The sequence below is a fragment of the Actinoplanes sandaracinus genome (genome assembly GCF_030009775.1).
Lineage (GTDB): Bacteria > Actinomycetota > Actinomycetes > Mycobacteriales > Micromonosporaceae > Actinoplanes > Actinoplanes sandaracinus.
This window is the reverse complement of record NZ_JASCTH010000020.1, coordinates 23,123-36,931: the sequence shown is the minus strand read 5'-3', so window position 1 is coordinate 36,931 and position 13,809 is coordinate 23,123. Positions and strand designations below refer to the sequence as shown.

General features: G+C 71.7%; 10 protein-coding genes. 5 read left to right on the top strand and 5 right to left on the bottom strand.

The window, feature by feature from the left end:
• Positions 1 to 69 precede the first annotated feature (69 nt).
• Together QLQ12_RS28115 and QLQ12_RS28110 are read right to left on the bottom strand one after the other, a co-directional pair.
• Entirely contained in the window at positions 70 to 1,677 is a 1,608-nt protein-coding gene (locus QLQ12_RS28115; protein WP_282763548.1) for a Na+/H+ antiporter, read from the bottom strand.
• Between the two features lie 51 nt (positions 1,678 to 1,728).
• The gene (locus QLQ12_RS28110; RefSeq protein ID WP_282763547.1) at positions 1,729 to 2,748 is read right to left on the bottom strand and encodes a fatty acid desaturase family protein; all 1,020 of its coding nucleotides are present in this window, start codon (positions 2,746 to 2,748) and stop codon (positions 1,729 to 1,731) included.
• Between the two features lie 502 nt (positions 2,749 to 3,250).
• On the opposite strand from QLQ12_RS28110, the gene QLQ12_RS28105 reads away from it, so the two are divergent.
• Entirely contained in the window at positions 3,251 to 3,523 is a 273-nt protein-coding gene (locus QLQ12_RS28105; protein ID WP_282763546.1) for a hypothetical protein, read from the top strand.
• Between the two features lie 88 nt (positions 3,524 to 3,611).
• On the opposite strand, the gene QLQ12_RS28100 is transcribed toward QLQ12_RS28105, so the two are convergent.
• Positions 3,612 to 6,239, bottom strand: a complete 2,628-nt coding sequence (locus QLQ12_RS28100) for an MGH1-like glycoside hydrolase domain-containing protein (protein ID WP_282763545.1) — start codon at positions 6,237 to 6,239, stop codon at positions 3,612 to 3,614.
• Positions 6,240 to 6,442: 203 nt separating this feature from the next.
• Between QLQ12_RS28100 and QLQ12_RS28095 the strand changes: the two genes are divergently transcribed.
• Positions 6,443 to 8,368, top strand: coding sequence for an amylo-alpha-1,6-glucosidase (locus QLQ12_RS28095; protein ID WP_282763544.1), 1,926 nt, complete (start codon positions 6,443 to 6,445; stop codon positions 8,366 to 8,368).
• A gap of 58 nt (positions 8,369 to 8,426) precedes the next feature.
• Positions 8,427 to 9,896 (top strand): GGDEF domain-containing protein, encoded by a 1,470-nt coding sequence (locus QLQ12_RS28090; RefSeq protein ID WP_282763543.1) that lies wholly within the window; start codon positions 8,427 to 8,429, stop codon positions 9,894 to 9,896.
• Positions 9,897 to 9,948: 52 nt separating this feature from the next.
• Here the strand turns inward: QLQ12_RS28090 and QLQ12_RS28085 are convergent, their stop codons facing one another.
• Positions 9,949 to 10,626 (bottom strand): response regulator, encoded by a 678-nt coding sequence (locus tag QLQ12_RS28085; RefSeq protein ID WP_282763542.1) that lies wholly within the window; start codon positions 10,624 to 10,626, stop codon positions 9,949 to 9,951.
• Positions 10,623 to 12,221: a sensor histidine kinase gene (locus tag QLQ12_RS28080; RefSeq protein WP_282763541.1), complete on the bottom strand. Its 1,599-nt coding sequence runs from the start codon at positions 12,219 to 12,221 to the stop codon at positions 10,623 to 10,625. The genes QLQ12_RS28085 and QLQ12_RS28080 overlap by 4 nt, the downstream gene beginning before the upstream one ends.
• A 214-nt stretch (positions 12,222 to 12,435) precedes the next feature.
• Between QLQ12_RS28080 and QLQ12_RS28075 the strand changes: the two genes are divergently transcribed.
• Complete coding sequence (locus QLQ12_RS28075; RefSeq protein ID WP_282763540.1) at positions 12,436 to 12,876, top strand: DUF1707 SHOCT-like domain-containing protein; 441 nt, start codon at positions 12,436 to 12,438, stop codon at positions 12,874 to 12,876.
• 111 nt (positions 12,877 to 12,987) lie between these two features.
• Entirely contained in the window at positions 12,988 to 13,809 is an 822-nt protein-coding gene (locus tag QLQ12_RS28070) for a metal-dependent hydrolase (RefSeq protein ID WP_282763539.1), read from the top strand.

Here is a 13,809-nt window from a genome sequence, read left to right as displayed (position 1 = left end):
CGATCGAGAGCCTCTCCTTGGGCCACCGGCCCTGTCACCGGTTCTTGTTCCGGGCTCTATTTCGGGGCTCTATTTCGGGGGCAGCATGTGCTCCTCGTGGTCGAGTTCACGCTCCAGCACCCGCATGCCCTCGTCGGGCAGCCGGCCGGCGTCCCGCCAGCGCAGCAACTCCTCCCGCTGTGCCTCGATGGTGACGTGCCGCATCCGTGACTCCTCCTGATAGTCGGCCGACGACGCGGCCCCCACCTCGGCGCCGGACCGCAGCGAGTCCAGCCGGCCCTGATAGCGGCGCAGCCGGGTGTGCAGCCTCTCCCTGGTCCGGGCGATCAGCCGCGGATCGGCGTCCGGCTCGTCGGTGTCCATCTCGTCCAGGCGGATCAGCGCCGCGTGCACCGACGCCGACCGGGCCTCGTTGCGCAGCACGGCCTGATCCGCCTCGCTGGCGTGCAACCGCAGGACCCGCACCAGCCAGGCGAAGGTCAGGCCCTGGCCGAGCAACGTCACCAGCACCGCGACCAGGGTGCAGAACACCAGCAGGTCGCGCAGCGGGAACGGATCCCCGGCCGTCGTGGTCAACGGCACGGTGAAGATCGCCGCGAGGCTGATCACGCCACGGGTGCCCGCCCAGCTGAGCGCGATCACCTCGCGGCCGGACAGCGCGTCCGCGGCCCGGAACCGCCGGGAGATCGCGGCCGGCACCGTCTGGGTCAGAACCAGCCACAACGGCCGGAACAGCACCACCACGCCGACCGTGACCGCGACGGCCGGAACGATCGTGCCGGCGTCGTACTGCCGCAGCCCCTCCAGGATCTGCGGCAACTGCTGGCCGATCAGCAGGAAGACCAGTCCCTCCAGCAGGTAGTCGACGAGGCGCCAGACCGCACCGGTCTGCAGGCGGCTCGCACCGGACGCCCAGCGCGGGGCGTCGTGGCCGATGATCAGACCGGTCACCACGACGGCCAGCACACCGGAGACGTGCACCCGCTCGGCGAGCAGGTACGCCACGTAGGGGGTGACCAGCGAGACGGCGTTGGCGGTCAGCGGCTCCTTGGCCACGTGCCGGAGCATGCGGACGGCGTACGCGACGATCGTGCCGGCGACGATGCCCCCGGCGGCCGACAGCAGGAACTGGCCGAGCGCGGAGGGCGCCGAGAACCCGTCGCCCTCGGCCGCGACGACGGCGACGCTGAGCAGGGTGAGGGCGGTGGCGTCGTTGAGCAGGCCCTCCCCCTGGATCAGGGTGACCAGCCGGACCGGCAGCCCGGAGGTCCGGGCCACGCCGAGCGCCGCCACCGGATCGGGGGGCGCGACCGCGGCCCCGACCGCCACCCCGGCGGCGAGCGTGGCCCCCGCCACGAACCACGTGAAGCCGACCCCGATGATCAGGGCGGTGAACACCACCAGCAGCACCGACAGGCTGATCACCGTGGTCAGGTTGCGGCGGATCGCCAGCAGCGAGGAGTCGAGCGCGGCGCTGTAGAGCAGCGGCGGGATCACGAAGGCGAGGACGTACGACGGGTTCAGCGGGATGTTCGGCCCGGGCAGCACCGAGTAGGCGATCCCGGCGATGGTCAGCAGGGCCGCGGACGGCATGCCGGTCCGCTCCGCCGTCCACCGCACCGCGACCACCACCGCGACGGCGGCGACCACGAACAGAAGTACGGTGTCTGCTCTCACCGTCTCGATTCTTCTCCGAGAGCACCGGCCGCCGGACGCGGCCGGTCCGGATCAGCCGGCCGGGGTCCGGCCGACGGTGTCGAGGTGCCGCACCGCCTGCGCGTAGGAGGCGACCAGGCTGGTCTCGAGGTAGGAGATCTCGCGATCCCGGCAGAAGTCCCGGACGATCCGCTGAGAACGGCGCAGGTTCGGCCGCGGCATCGACGGGAACAGGTGGTGCTCGATCTGGTAGTTGAGGCCGCCCAGCAGGATGTCGGTGGCCCAGAACCCGCGCACGTTGCGGGAGGTGAGAACCTGCCGGAGCAGGTAGTCGGCGGCGTCGGCCTCACTCAGCGAGGGCATGCCCTTGTGGTTCGGCGCGAACGCGCAGCCGAGATAGAGGCCGAACAGCCCCTGGTGCACCAGGATGAAGACGACCGCCTTGAGCGGGGAGAGCACCAGGAAGACCAGCGTGAAGTACGCGGCGAGGTGCACCGTGATCAGCGCCAGCTCCCGGATCTCGCGCGAGCCCCGCTTCTGCAGCAGGTAGGTGACGCTGGAGACCCGCAGGTTCAGCGCCTCCAGCAGCAGCACCGGGAAGAACAGCCACGCCTGGAACCGGTGGAAGAACCGGGCGACCGGGGCGGCCCGCCGCACCTGCCCGGCGGTGAAGGCGAGCGGGCCGGCGACGCCGACGTCCGGGTCCTTCTCCTCGTCGTTGGGGTGCGCGTGGTGCCGGTTGTGCTTGTCGGTCCACCACTCGTAACTGAACGCGACGCCGAGATTGGCGAGCAGCGTGCCCGCGGTCCGGTTGGCCCGGCCCGAGGTGAAGATCTGGCGGTGCCCGGCGTCGTGGCCGAGAAAGCCGAGCTGCGTGGAGAGCACCGCGAAGACGACGGCCACGGCCATCTGCCACCAGGAGTCGCCGATCAGGACCAGGGCCAGCAGGGAGGCCACACAGGCGGCCCCGAGGAGACCCGCGTGAACGATGTAATAACCCGGGCGGCGGTCGAGCAGGCCGGCCTTCTTGATCAGGCGGGAGAGTTCCGCATAGGCGCTGCCACGTGATGTAGCGGTTTCGATGATGTCCATCCCTCGGTCCAGTCTCGCTGCGGCATCGATGCCACGCCGGGGTCCGGGGCGAGTGACTCAGCCTCTCACGGTACAGCTCACCGCTGGAAAAGTTCGGGGACGGATCTCACATCGCCACGACCAGGTGTGCGACCTCGCCCAACCGCCGGTTGTGGCGGCCATCCACCCCGTTCGCGAACCCCGCCGAGAACCCGGGCCTGAAACCGCCGGGTCTCCTCGGTTCGCGCGTCGCGGGGTCGTACGCCTCCACGCGAGCGCTGGTACCGAAGTTCGCCGCCCGGTCCCGCGAGGGGACGGCGACCGGACGAGTCCGCCCGGCGGCCCGCTCATCGACCACCCTACGCGTGACGGCCCGGATTCCGGCCCGCGAGGTGTGCCACGACCGGCCCTCCGGGACCGGGTAATCCTTGGAGGTGAACGTACGCGGGAAAGCCCTTTCCGGGTTTACCGCCGCCGGGCGCGCGGGTATCCGGCAGGCGTCGCTGACCTCCGGAGGGAAACCTTGACCGAGCCGCATGTCACTCTCGACCCGCAGTCGCTCAACCCCGTGGAGGAGAAGCTGCGCGGTCCGCTGGAGGATCAACTCAGCTCCGCCCTGCAGGCCGCGACCGTGAAGGTCGGGCAGCACTACTCCGGGGAGAGCGTCGAGCAGGTCACCAGCATGCTCCTGGAGCAGGCCAGGGCCGGCCTGCACCCGGACATCGCCGCCGGCTTCCACCCCGACCACGAACAGTTGCGCCACGTGGCCGAGGTGATCGTCACCCGCGCCCACTGACCTGACCGGTCACCGTGCGCGCTGCCCCGGCGGGCGGCGCGCACGCCGGTTTCCCGAGACACGGGCCTCAGGACCTCGAGTCCGGGCCTCAGCGAGGAGACCTCAGGTTGAAGACCAGGTCGATCACCAGGGCGGTCCACCCGGTCTGGTGCCAGGCGCCGAGCCCGGCCCCGTTGTCGCCGTGGAAGTACTCCGGGAAGGCGACCAGGTCCTTCCAGTCGGGATGGTTCTGGAACAGTTCGGTCGCCCCGTAGATCGGGCGCCGTCCGTCGGCGTCCGGCACGAACAGGCCGATCAGCCGGCGGGACAGGTCGTCGGCGATCTCGGTGAGCCCGGCCTTGCGCTGCGAGCCGGTCGGGTACTCGGCCTTCAGATCCTCGCCGTAGAACTCGGCGTACTCGCGCAGCGCCTGGATCAGCAGGTAGTTGACCGGCATCCAGACCGGCCCGCGCCAGTTGGAGTTGCCGCCGAACAGGCCGCTGGTGCTCTCGGCCGGCTCGTAGCCGACGGTGAAGTCCGAGCCGCCCAGCGAGACCGTGAACGGCTTCTCCAGGTGGGAGCGCGACAGCGTGCGCAGCCCGTACGGCGAAAGGAACTCCTCGGGGTCGAGCAGACGTGCCAGGATGCGCAGCAGCTGATCCTGGCCGACCATGCTGAGCAGGCGCTGCTGGCGCCGGTCGGCGCCGCCGAGCCGCCGCGCACTGATCACATCACCGAACTCGCCCTGATGGTGGAGCATCCACCGGACCCGCGAGTTGATCTCCGGTAGCCGGCTGAGGGTCTCCGAGGTGAGGCGGGTGGTGGCCGCCAGCGGCAGCAGGCCGACGATGGAGCGGGCCTTCAGCGGCACCTTGTGGCCGTCCGGCAACCGCAGCACGTCGTAGAAGAAGCTGTCCTCCTCGTCCCACAGCCCCTGCCGGTACGCGGCCTCCGCGATGTACGTGAAGTGCTCGAAGAACTTGGTCGCCATGTCCTCATAGGCGCGGTCGTGCCGGGCCAGCAGGATCGCCATGTCGAGCAGGTTGAGCGCGTACATCGCCATCCAGCCCGTGCCGTCGGACTGTTCGAGCACCCCGGCGACCGGCAGCGCGGCCGACCGGTCGAACGGGCCGACGTTGTCGAGGCCGAGGAAGCCGCCCTCGAAGACGTTGTTGCCGCCGACGTCCTTGCGGTTGACCCACCAGGTGAAGTTGAGCAGCAGCTTGTGCATCACCCGAGAGAGGAAGTCGAAGTCGCGGGAGCCGTCGATCCGGAACACCTGCAGCGCCGCCCAGGCGTGCACCGGCGGGTTCACGTCGGAGAACGACCACTCGTACGCCGGGATCTGCCCGTTGGGGTGCATGTACCACTCGCGCAGCAGCAGTGTGAGCTGCGACTTCGCGAAGCCGGGATCGACGCGGGCGATGCTGACACAGTGGAACGCCAGGTCCCAGGCGGCGTACCAGGGGTACTCCCACGGATCCGGCATGCTGATGACGTCGAAGCTGTTCATGTGCCACCAGCCGTTGTTACGCCCGTAACGCCGGCCCGGTGGCGGCGGCGCGTTGCCCGGGTCGCCGCGCAGCCACTGCTTCACGTCGAAGTGGTAGAACTGCTTGCCCCACATCAGCCCGGCGACGGCTTGGCGCGCCACGTCCTTCTCGTCCGCGGTCGCCGCCTCCGGCAGCACGTCGTCGAAGAACTCGTCGGCCTCGGCGCGCCGGGCGCGCATCACCCCGGCCCAGCCGTCCCCCAGGTCCGCCGAGGGCAACGGCTTGTCACTCTGGGTGAGACGCAGCCGGAGGGTGCGGGTCTCGCCCGCCCCCATCCACAGCCGGTAGTGCAGCGCCCCCTTGGTCCCGGTCCCGGCCGGGTTCACCGTGGGCGCGCGGTGGATCAGGTGGTCGTTGATCCCGTCCTTCGGGTACGGGCTGCGCCCGGGCAGTCCCCACAGGCGCTGCGCGTTCGTCTCGTTGTCGCACATCAGCGCGACCGGCCCGCCCTGGCCCTCGAGAGACAGGTGGCCGAGCGACTGGTGCTGTCCGTCGATCCGTCCCGGAACACCGGTCATGGCCGGCGCGTGACGGCCCGGCAGCCCCCAGGCCCAGGTGTTACGGAACCAGAGGGTGGGCAGCACGTGCAGGACCGCCGGGTCGGGCCCGCGGTTGCTGACGGTGATCGCGATGCAGACGTCGGTCGGGGAGGCCTTGGCGTAGTCGACGGTCACCGCCCAGAACCGGTCGTGGTCGAAGACGCCGGTGTCGACGAGTTCGTACTCGCCCTCGTTGCGCGAGCGCGCCCCGTTCACCCGGACCAGCTGGTCGTAGGGGAACTCGGCCTGCGGATAGTGGTAGCGCCAGCGCATCCACGAGTGGGTGGGTGTGGAGTCCTGGTACCACCAGTACTCCTTGGCGTCCTCGCCGTGGTTGCCACCGTCGCCGCCGAGGCCGAACATCCGCTCCTTGAGGATCGGGTCCTTGCCGTTCCACAGGGCGAGCGCGAAGGCGAACGTCTGCCGGTCGTCGCAGAGACCGGCCATGCCGTCCTCGTTCCACCGGTACGCCCGGGAGCGCGCGTGGTCGTGCGGGAAGTAGTCCCACGCCGTGCCGTGCTCGCTGTAGTCCTCCCGGACCGTGCCCCAGGCGCGCTCGGCGACGTACGGGCCCCACGCGCGCCACGGCTGCTCGCCGGAGTCCGCCTGGGCCAGGCGTACGCGCTCCGACACGTCCGTTCTCACCCCCACAACCCGATATCCCCCACTGGCCGCAATTCCTCCCCGGAGTCGATCACACTGAGGTTGTCACGCTCATGTGTCAAGTGAGGCTTGTTCGCGACCTTCCTCGAGACCGGATGTCCGAAGCCACCACGGCGTCCGCACCGACGCGACCAACCTCATCGTGCAACGGCCGACCGATTCCGCCCACGGTTGGGGGTACTCCCTTGGCAACTGCCCGCCCGATCACCTTCGGACCCCAGGTCTGCGCCCGCCTCGCTGAGGGCGCCACCCGGGAATGGCTCGTACCCGACGGAGTCGGCGGCTATGCCATGGGAACGGTCAGCGGTTTACGAACCCGCAGGTACCACGGCCTTTTGGTGGTCGCGGACCACACGCCGGCGTCCCGAAGGCTGGGACTGGCGTCGCTCGACCCGGTCGTCACATGTCCGTCCGGCGCCGTGGTGCGACTCGGCGTGCACGAGTGGGCCGACGGCGCGATCTCCCCCACCGGGCACCGCCTGCTGGCCGGTTTCGCACTCGTCGACGGGGTGCCGCGATGGCGATGGCGGCTCGGCGAGGTGGTGATCGAACGGGAGATCGCCGCGGTGCACGGCCGGCCGGCGGTCGCGATCGTGCACCGGCTGGTCTCCGGCGGTCCGGTCCGGCTCACCCTGGAGGCCCTCTGCACCTGGCGGGACGCGCACGGCGAACGTACGGCGAACGGCCCGCCTCCGGCGGTGACCGCCGTCGCGGACGGCTGCGTCGTCGAGAACGCCTACCGGATCAACGGCCCGGGCTTCACCCCGGGCGGCGACTGGTTCCGCGACGTCCGGCACCGCACCGAGGAGGAGCGGGGCCTCACGTCAACAGAGGATCTCTGGTACGCGGGAAGCTTCCACGTGACGCTGGACCGTCCCGGCGAGATCGCCGAGGTGTCGGCCTGGGCCGGTGACCTGAACGATCCGCCGCCACCGGCCGGACCGGCCGTGGCCGCCGCCCGGCTCCGCAACCGGGCCGTGGTCGCGGCCGCCGCTCCCGCCGACGACATCCAGGCCACCCTGGCGCTGGCCGCCGACGCGTTCGTGGTGCACACCGTCAACGGCCCGGACGTGGTCGCCGGCTATCCCTGGTTCGGGGCCTGGTCCCGGGACACGATGACCAGCTACGAGGGCCTGTTCCTGGCCACGAACCGCTCCTCCGAGGGCCGGGAACTCCTCCGGGCGTACGCCGGCACCCTTTCCGAGGGCATGCTGGCGAACACCGCCGACACCGGCGGGGTCGAGTACAACACCGTCGACGGCACGCTCTGGTTCCTGCACGCGGTCGGCCGGCACGTGGCCGCCACCGGTGACGACGACCTGGCCGTGGAGTTGCTGCCCGCGCTGCGCGACATCGTCGCCTACCACCTGGCCGGCACCCGCTACGGCATCGGCGCCGACCCGGCCGACGGCCTGCTCCGCGCCGGCGCCCCCGGTGAGGCCCTGACCTGGATGGACGCCCGCGTCGACGGCGTTCCGGTGACCGCCCGCGCGGGCAAGCCGGTCGAGGTGAACGCGCTCTGGATCAACGGCCTGGCCACGGTGCTGGAACTGTCCGCCCGCACCGGTTCGCCACCCGGTCCCGCCGAGCGGGCCTGCCCGCAGGCCCGGGAGGGGTTCGCCCGGCTCTTCCCGGCGCCCGGCGGCCTGCTCCACGACGTGGTCGGCGACCCCGGCCCGGCCGCCTCGATCGCGAATCCCGTGCTCCGCCCCAACCAGTTGCTCGCCTGGTCCCTGCCGCACGCCCCGGCACGCCCGAACCGGGCCGTCCTGGACCGGCTCGGCGCCACCCTGCTGACCCCGCTCGGGCCGCGCAGCCTGGCGCCCGGCGAGGCCGGGTACTCGGGACGGCACCGGGGCACGCCCGCCGAACGAGACCGGGCCTACCACACCGGCACGGTCTGGCCCTGGCTCACCGGCTCGTGGGCGACCGCCCTGCACCGGCTCGGCCTCAGCGGATCCGACCTGCTCGCCGACATCGAAGGGCACCTGGCCGAACACGGGCTCGGTTCGATCTCGGAGACCGCCGACGGCGACCCGCCGCACCGGGCCACCGGATGCCCGTTCCAAGCCTGGTCGGTGGCCGAGCATCTGCGGGCCAGACGACTCTGACACCGAGCGATGCCCGGAACGCACCCGTTCCGCAACCCACGGCAGAGAGGCTTCTCCGGTGCGACGTGATCGGTGGACCGCAATCGCCTGGCTGGGTGTGCTGGCGTTCTGTGTCGGGCTGCGCGTCCACCTCGGCTCGAACGGCAGCTCCGAACTGGTCGCGCAGCTACCCTACATGGCGGTCAGCATCGGGACGCCGTTCGTGATCGTCTACGGCACGATCCGGCACCGCCCGCCGCACCGGGCCGGCTGGTTCGTGCTCGCCGCCGCGCAGGTGTTCTACGCCATCGCCGACGGCGTGAGCGTCGCCGACGAATGGCTCTCCGGCGAGTTCCTCGAACCCACCCCGGCGGACCTGCTCTACTTCACGTACTACCTGCTCATCTCGGCCGCGGTGCTGGTCTTCATCCGGCGGCGCACCCCCGGATGGGACCTGCCCAGCGGAATCGACGCCCTCGTCGTGGCGATCAGCGCCGGCCTGCTGAGCTGGATCTACATCCTGGAGCCGCTGACCGCCGACTCGGAGCTGCCGCTCAACGCGAAACTGACGCAGTCGGCGTACCCGGTCCTCGATCTGATGCTGCTCATCCTCGCGGTCCGCCTGGTGATGGGCCAGGGCACCAGGGGCGCCGTGCTCTACCTGCTCCTGAGCAGCCTGACCCTGATGCTCGGCGTGGACACCGCCTACCTCGCCACCTCCATCGCCGACGGCACATCGGTGACCGTGGTCTACCTGGACGCCGTGTGGATGGTGTCGCTCGGGCTGCTCGGCAGCGCCGCGCTGCACCCCGCGATCCGCCACTTCGACCAGCGCAGCGACACCGCGCTCCCGGACGCGTCGCCGGCCCGGCTGGGCGTGCTCTCGATCGCGGTGCTGATGGCCCCGGGAGTCCAGCTCATCCAGTGGCTGCGCGGCGACCCGGTAAGCGTGCCGCTGATCAGCGGCGCCTGCGCGGTCATGTTCCTGCTGGTGCTCGCCCGCATGTCCGGGCTGGTCTCGGCGCAGCGCAAAGCCGCCGTCACGGACGGCCTGACCGGCCTGCGCACCCGGCGGTACTTCTCCGAGGTGCTGGCCGTCGAGTGCCGGCGGGCCGCCCGCACCGGTCACGGCGTCGGCCTGCTCATGATCGACGTCGACCACTTCAAGCGCATCAACGACGGGTACGGCCACCCGGCCGGAGACCGGGTGCTGCGCGAGGTCGCGCACCGGCTCAACGCCGGGAACCGGGCCGGCAGCGTGGTCGCCCGGTACGGCGGTGAAGAGTTCGTGGTGCTCGCCCCGCACACCGGCCCCGAGGAACTTTTCGCCCTCGCCGAACGCCTGCGCTCGGAAGTCGGCGGACTGCCCGTCGACCTCGGCGGCGACCTCCTCGCCGTCACCGTCTCGGTCGGCGCCGCGACGCTCAGCCGTCCTCAGCCGGACGCTCTGCTGAACGCCGCCGACGAGGCCCTCTACGCCGCCAAGGCGGCCGGCCGCAACCGGTCGGTCCTCGCGGCCCCCCAGCACCTGGCCGGCAAGGTGGCTTAGGGCCGGCGTCGTGCCCGCCGCCCCTGAGCCCGCCGCCCCGCGGCCCGCTCTCTCAGCCCGCCAGCCAGCCGGGGCGGATCAGGCCGGCCTCGTAGGCGTGGACCACCAACTGGGCGCGGTCCCGTGCACCCAGTTTGATCATCGTGCGGCTGACGTGGGTCTTGGCGGTGGCCGGGCTGATCACCAGGCGTGCGGCGATCTCGTCGTTCGACAGCCCTTCGGCGACCAGCGCCATCACCTCCCGTTCCCGGTCGGTGAGCTGGTCCAGTTCGGGAGGCGGCTCCGGCCGCCGGCCGTGCGCCGACGCGGTCGCGAACGAGCCGATCACCCGGCGGGCCACGCTCGGCGACAGCAGACCGTCCCCGGCCGCGACCGCCCGCACCCCGCGCAGCAGGTCGACCGGCTCGGTGTCCTTCACCAGGAAGCCGGAAGCGCCGGTGCGCAGCGCCTCGAACACGTACTCGTCCAACTCGAACGTCGTCAGGATGACCACCCGGGTGGCGGCCAGTGCCGGATCGGCGGCGATGCGGCGGGTCGCCTCCAGGCCGTCCACGCCCGGCATACGGATGTCCATCAGCACGACGTCCGGCCGGGTCGCCCGGACCATCTCCACCGCCCGCAACCCGTCCGCCGCTTCGCCCACCACGTCGATGTCCGGCTCGGCGTCGAGCAGCGCCCGGAACCCGGCCCGGACCAGCGCCTGGTCGTCAGCGATCACCACCGAGATCATCGGTCCCCCTCGGAGCGCCGCGCCGCCACCCGTGGCTGCCCGTGCTGCCCGGGCCGCCCCGGGGCGGGATGCACGGCCGCCGGCTCCTCGACCGGCTCCGGACCGGCTCCAGGGGATGACGCGGCGTCCGGCACCACCGATGACCCCCAGGACGCGGCATCCGAAAGCGCCGGTGATCGCCCGGGCGAGGGTGCGGCGCCCGGCGAGGCGGGCAGCGTCCCCTCCGGCGGAGGCCCGGCTCCGGGTACCGGCGGGGACGGCAGCACAGCGATGACGCGGAAGCCGCCGTCGGGTTCCGGCCCGGCCGTGAGCCGGCCACCCAGGCTCTCCGCCCGCGCCCGCATCCCGGCGATGCCGCTCCCCTGCTGGAACCGGCCCTTCGCCGGACCGCCGGCGACACCGTCACCGCCGTCACCGGCCGGGCCGGTGTTGCTGATCGACAGGTGGAGCGCGTCGCCCCGGTAAGTGATCTCGATGAGCACGGCCGGCCCGGAACCGGCATGCCGACGGACGTTGGTGAGCGCCTCCTGCACGATCCGGTAGGCGGCCCGGTCGACCTCGGCCGGCAGCACCCGCGGCTCGCCACCGATCCGGGTGCGCACCGGGAAACCGGCATCGGCGGTCAGCGCGGTGAGCCGGTTGAGACCGAGCGCGGGCTGCCTGGGCGCGGCCTCCCCCTCGGTACGCAGCACGCCCAGCACCGACCGCACCTCACGCAAGGCCTCCGCGCTCGCCGTCTTGATCGCGGAAAGCGCCTCGCGAGCCTGCTCCGGCCGGTTGTCCATGAGATGCAAACCCACTCCCGCCTGGACGCTGATCAGGGAAAGGTGATGGCCCAGCACATCGTGCAGCTCCTGCGCCATCCGCAGGCGCTCCTCCGAGGCCTGCCGCCGTTTCTGCTCGCTCTCGGCCCGCTTCTGCTCCTCGGCGGCACGCTGCTTCTCGTCCCGGGCCTGCGCCAGAGCGGCCACCTGGTCACGGTGGACCTTCGCGACCGCGCCGGCGAGAACGCAGCCCAGCAGCCCGGCCCCGGCCAACAACGACTCGCGCGGGCCGGGCCGTGCCCCGGCGGGCAGACCCCACGGCCCGGCCAGGCCCACGGTCACCACCAGATAGGTCACCCAGGCGATGGCCGCGGCGATACCGGCCGCGGTCCGCCGGCCCTGCTTGGCCAGAGCGAACAGGGCCATGCCAGGTGCGACGGCGTACATCCAGTGGGGATCGGCGCGGGTGGCGACGACGAGGGACGCGGCGGCGGCGACCACGAACCCCACGAGCGGGGCCCGCCGCCGCCAGAGCAGCGCGAGCGGGCCGATCAGCAGCAACGCGTAGACCGGCGGGGTGAGGGCCATGTGAAGGCCGCCGCGTTCGGCGAGTTCCCGGACCCCGGCGATGTGGAAGATCGAGGCCACGATCGCGGCGCCGGGCGGCCAGCCGGAGTGCGGCCCCCGCCTCGTCCGCTGCCACGGCGCGGCCGACAGCCGCTCGTCCAGCGGCCCCGCGAGGCCCGGAGACTCGCAGGGGCCGGATGTGGGCCGCCACCACCGCGCCCGGCCACGCCGGCCCGGCACGCCGTCACGGCCCGAATGCCTCATGAAGCGAACGTACGGCACAGGACCGGCCCCGGTCATCGGCGTGTGGACGTACTTCCGGCGGCGCACACGCCATGGTCCCGGTACGCCCGGGGGCGTACGACCGTGGCCGGCGACAGGGCCGGCTGCGCCGCACGAATGCGCCGCTGGGCCGACGCGTGCCGGTCCCGCCACAGCCCACTCTGGTGTGTGCAAGCCCCGAGCGAAGGAGAAGACGATGCAACCCCACGCCACCACCCCCGCCCCTACCCGGCTGCGCACCTCCGACACCGAGCGCGAGCAGGTCGCCGAGATCCTGCGTGCCGCCATGGCCGAGGGACGCCTCGATCTGGCGGAGGGTGAGGAGCGCCTGGCCACCACGTACGCCGCGAAGTTCCGCGACGAGCTCACCGGTCTGACCGTGGACCTGCCCGGCGGGGGCCGTCACGCTCTCGCCCGCACCCCGGGCGCCCGCGCCGCGACACGCCGGTCCCTGCACCGGCACGGCAGTTTCATCCTGATCGCCGCCGGTGTCCTGACCGGACTGTGGCTGCTCTCCGGCGCCGACTTCTTCTGGCCGATCATTCCGCTGGCGTTCCTGGTCGTCGGCCTGTTCAAACACGCCAGGTACGGCCGTTGGAGCCCGGAGTACAGCTTCGGGCACTGGGCGCGGCACTGACCGCCGGCTGTCGGGTGGCCGACCCCACGCGCGACATACGGACCCGGTCGTTGATCTTCTTCGCTGGCTCTGCCACAGTGGCCGAGTTTTGTTCGGGGAGGGACAACGCCAATGATGGGTCCGTCGCACGCGCTATCGGGCGCGGCTGCCTGGCTTGCCGGGAGCTGGGCTCTGCACCAGTTCGCCAATGTGGCCCAGTCGCCGCTGGAGGTGGCGGTCGGCACGGCGATCTGTGCGGGCGGCGCGCTCCTGCCCGACCTCGACATGTCCGGTAAGGTGACCCGCAACCAGGGCGGCGCGACCGTGGCCCGCACCTTCGGGGTGGCGTCGCTGTTCGTGGCCGAGGTGGTGGAGAAGTTCTCACTGGGCGTCTACACGGCCACGAAACTGAGCCGTGACCCGCGCCGGGACAACGGGCACCGCACCTTCACGCACACGCTGCCGTTCTGCGGGCTGATCGGCTGGGGCACCACCGCCCTGTGCGCCGGTTACGGCTACTGGGCGGTCATCGGCATCGTCTTCTTCATGTCCGGCCTGGCCCTGCGAGGCCTCTTCGACAAGTGGGCGGAGCGGGCCGGCTGGGTCATCGTGACCCTCGCCTCGGCCGTGATCGCCTGGTTCACCGCCGCCAACCTGCCCACTGACCGCGGCTATCCGCTGCTGGGCGTCGCGGTCGGCGTCGGCTGTTTCGTCCACATCCTCGGCGACATGATCACCAAGAACGGGGTGCCGATCCTCTGGCCGATCCCGCTCAACCGCCGCATGTGGAGAATGGTCGGCATCCCGAACAGCATGGCCGTCAAGGTCGGCGGCAAGGTCGAGGTGGTCGTGCTGCGGACCGCGTTCACGGTCATCTCGCTGCTCTCCATCGCCGGCCTGTTCGTGCCGGGAGTGCTGGAGCGCTTCAACCTGGACGTCTGGGCGAGCAAGTAG

Bases quoted from the DNA above. Each gene is read 5' to 3' on its own strand.
- QLQ12_RS28110 (WP_282763547.1), bottom strand. From the start codon at position 2,748: ATGGACATCATCGAAACCGCTACATCACGTGGCAGCGCCTATGCGGAA.
- QLQ12_RS28070 (WP_282763539.1), top strand. From the start codon at position 12,988: ATGATGGGTCCGTCGCACGCGCTATCGGGCGCGGCTGCCTGGCTTGCC.
- QLQ12_RS28075 (WP_282763540.1), top strand. From the start codon at position 12,436: ATGCAACCCCACGCCACCACCCCCGCCCCTACCCGGCTGCGCACCTCC.
- QLQ12_RS28085 (WP_282763542.1), bottom strand. From the start codon at position 10,626: ATGATCTCGGTGGTGATCGCTGACGACCAGGCGCTGGTCCGGGCCGGG.
- QLQ12_RS28080 (WP_282763541.1), bottom strand. From the start codon at position 12,221: ATGAGGCATTCGGGCCGTGACGGCGTGCCGGGCCGGCGTGGCCGGGCG.